Raw genomic sequence first — 2,911 nt, forward strand, 5'->3', positions numbered from 1 at the left:
CGGGCGGCGGGCGAGGGAGGGCGCGGTGAGGACCGCGTGCCCGCGGGACGCGGCGGCCAAAAGCGCCGGGTCCGGTCGCCGGGGGCGGCGGGGACCGGACGGTGTGTGACGGCGGGGACCGGACGGTGCTGGTTACAGTGCGGGGATGAGCAGCAGGCCCGCGCCGTTCGACGAGCTCGACCGGCAGATCGTCACCGCGCTGATGGAGAACGCCCGGACGTCCTTCGCCGAGATCGGCGCGGCGGTCGGCCTGTCGGCGACGGCGGTCAAGCGCCGGGTGGACCGCCTGCGCGAGACGGGGGTGATCACCGGGTTCACGGCGACGGTGCGGCCGTCGGCGTTGGGCTGGCGCACGGAGGCGTACGTCGAGGTGTACTGCGAGGGGGCGGCGCCGCCCCGGCGGCTGGCGGAGGTGGTGCGCAACCATCCGGAGATCGCCGCGGCGATGACGGTGACCGGGGGCGCCGACGCGCTGCTGCACCTGCGGGCGCGGGACGTGGAGCACTTCGAGGAGGTGCTGGAGCGGATCCGTGCGGAGCCGTTCATCCGCAAGACGATCAGTGTGATGGTGCTGTCCCATCTGATCCCGGAGAGTCCGGAGGCGGGCGCGAGCCAGCCGGCGCCGTAGAGTCCGCCGCTCCCGCGCGAGACGCACCGGGCGTGCGCGGAGCGGCCGGGACACGCAGCATTACTGCGTGAACGCGCAGCTCATGTTCCTTGTCGCCCGACCCGGTTGCTTCCTACCGTGGACACACCCCCCGATGACACCGCGTGGAAGCGGAGGCACCCCTCTGTGACCGATGCCCGTGTGCCGTCCCGACGGCGCTACCTCGTCTGCGATCCCGGACACTTCGACGTGCGGTACGCGATCAACCCCTGGATGCGTCCCGGCCGCCTCGTGGACCTCGCCCTGGCCCAGCGCCAGTGGCGCACGCTGGTCGACGTCTACCGCGCCCACGGCCACACCGTGGACAGCGTGAAACCGGTGCCCGGCCTGCCCGACATGGTGTTCGCCGCGAACGCGGCGGTCGTCGTCGGCGGCCGTGTGCTCGGCTCCCTGTTCCTGGCGCCCGAGCGGCGCCCCGAGTCCGTGCCGTACGAGAGCTGGTTCAAGGCGGAGGGCTTCGACGTCCACCGTCCCGAGTCGGTGTGCGAGGGGGAGGGCGACCTGGTTCCCGCCGGGCGCTGGATCCTCGCCGGCACCGGGTTCCGTACCACCCGCGGGGCACACGCCGAGGCACAGGAGTTCTTCGGGGTGCCGGTGATCGGCCTGACGCTGGTGGACCCGTACTTCTACCACCTGGACACGGCGCTGTTCGCGCTGGACGAGGAGAACATCGCGTACTACCCGGAGGCGTTCTCGCCGGGGAGCCGCGAGGTGCTGGCCCGGCTGTATCCGGACGCGGTGGCCGCGACCCGCGAGGACGCCGTGGCCTTCGGCCTGAACTCCGTCTCCGACGGACGCCACGTGTTCGTCTCCCCGGGGGCGACGGCCCTCGCCGCACGGCTCGCCGAACGCGGTTACGTTCCCGTTCCCGTCGACCTGTCCGAGTTCCACAAGGCGGGCGGCGGGATCAAGTGCTGCACTCAGGAGATCCGCTCATGACCACTGTCGCCCGTACCCGTTCGTCCGCCGAGCTGATCGGTGCGGAGGAGCCGGTCCTCGCGCACAACTACCACCCGCTGCCCGTGGTCGTCGCCCGTGCGGAGGGCGCGTGGGTGGAGGACGTGGAGGGCCGCCGCTACCTCGACATGCTGGCCGGCTACTCGGCGCTCAACTTCGGCCACCGGCATCCCGCGCTGATCGAGGCGGCGCACCGCCAGCTGGACCGGCTCACCCTGACCTCGCGCGCCTTCCACAACGACCGGCTCGCCGGGTTCGCCGAGCGGCTGGCCGCGCTGACCGGGCTGGACATGGTGCTGCCCATGAACACCGGCGCGGAGGCGGTCGAGAGCGCGGTGAAGGTGGCCCGCAAGTGGGCCTACGACGTGAAGGGCGTCCCGGACGGCCGGGCGACGATCGTGGTCGCCGCGGACAACTTCCATGGCCGGACGACGACCATCGTCAGCTTCTCGACGGACGAGACCGCCCGCGCCGGCTTCGGGCCCTTCACGCCCGGCTTCCGGGTCGTCCCGTACAACGACCTGGCGGCGCTGGAGGCGGCGGTCGACGACACGACGGCCGCGGTGCTGATCGAGCCGATCCAGGGCGAGGCGGGGGTGAACATCCCCGACGACGGCTATCTGGCGGGCGTGCGGGACCTGACGCGCCGCGCGGGGTGCCTGTTCGTCGCGGACGAGATCCAGTCGGGGCTCGGCCGTACGGGGCACACGCTCGCCGTGGACCACGAGTCGGTCGTCCCGGACGTGGTGCTGCTCGGCAAGGCGCTGGGCGGCGGCATCGTCCCGGTGTCGGCGGTGGTGGCCCGGCGCGAGGTGCTCGGGGTGCTGCACCCCGGCGAGCACGGTTCGACGTTCGGCGGCAATCCGCTGGCCGCGGCCGTCGGCACGGCGGTGGTGGAACTGCTGGAGACGGGCGAGTTCCAGCGCCGGGCGGCGGAACTGGGCGTGGTGCTGCGCGGCGGGCTGCAAGCCCTGGTCGGCAAGGGCGTCGTCGGTTTCCGCTCGCGCGGGCTGTGGGCGGGCGTCGACGTCGACCCCGCGCTCGGCACCGGTCGTGAGGTCAGTGAGCGGCTGATGCGGGAGGGGATCCTGGTCAAGGACACCCACGGGTCCACCATCCGGCTGGCCCCGCCGCTCACCGTCCGGGGCGAGGAACTCCGGGAGGCCCTGGAGACGCTGGGGAAGGTGCTGGGCCAGGGCGGCTGACCCCCGGCTCGCTCCGGGGCCCGCCCGGTCCGCGGCGGGCGGGGACGGGACGGCGGGGTGCGCGGGGGCCGGTCCGCGCCCC

Annotated in this window: 3 protein-coding genes; all 3 read left to right on the forward strand. The window is 73.5% G+C overall.

Going from position 1 to position 2,911, the window contains the following annotated elements; genetic code table 11:
- The first annotated feature begins 145 nt into the window (after nucleotides 1-145).
- The 3 genes from AOK18_RS29145 to rocD all read left to right on the forward strand — a co-directional run bounded on the left by AOK18_RS29145 (nucleotide 146) and on the right by rocD (nucleotide 2,829).
- Nucleotides 146-628: an Lrp/AsnC family transcriptional regulator gene (locus tag AOK18_RS29145; protein ID WP_055573740.1), complete on the forward strand. Its 483-nt coding sequence runs from the start codon at nucleotides 146-148 to the stop codon at nucleotides 626-628.
- Nucleotides 629-793: 165 nt separating this feature from the next.
- Complete coding sequence (gene ddaH, locus AOK18_RS29150; protein WP_055696257.1) at nucleotides 794-1,606, forward strand: dimethylargininase; 813 nt, start codon at nucleotides 794-796, stop codon at nucleotides 1,604-1,606.
- Nucleotides 1,603-2,829 (forward strand): ornithine--oxo-acid transaminase, encoded by a 1,227-nt coding sequence (gene rocD, locus AOK18_RS29155; RefSeq protein ID WP_055696258.1) that lies wholly within the window; start codon nucleotides 1,603-1,605, stop codon nucleotides 2,827-2,829. Before ddaH ends, rocD begins: the two co-directional genes overlap by 4 nt.
- The last annotated feature ends 82 nt before the right edge of the window (nucleotides 2,830-2,911 follow it).

Origin of the sequence: Streptomyces prasinopilosus (genome assembly GCF_001419695.1) — a bacterium.
GTDB lineage: Bacteria > Actinomycetota > Actinomycetes > Streptomycetales > Streptomycetaceae > Streptomyces > Streptomyces prasinopilosus.

What these genes read in the sequence shown, in the direction of transcription:
- rocD (WP_055696258.1), top strand. Translation starts at nt 1,603, where the DNA reads ATGACCACTGTCGCCCGTACCCGTTCGTCCGCCGAGCTGATCGGTGCG.
- AOK18_RS29145 (WP_055573740.1), top strand. Translation starts at nt 146, where the DNA reads ATGAGCAGCAGGCCCGCGCCGTTCGACGAGCTCGACCGGCAGATCGTC.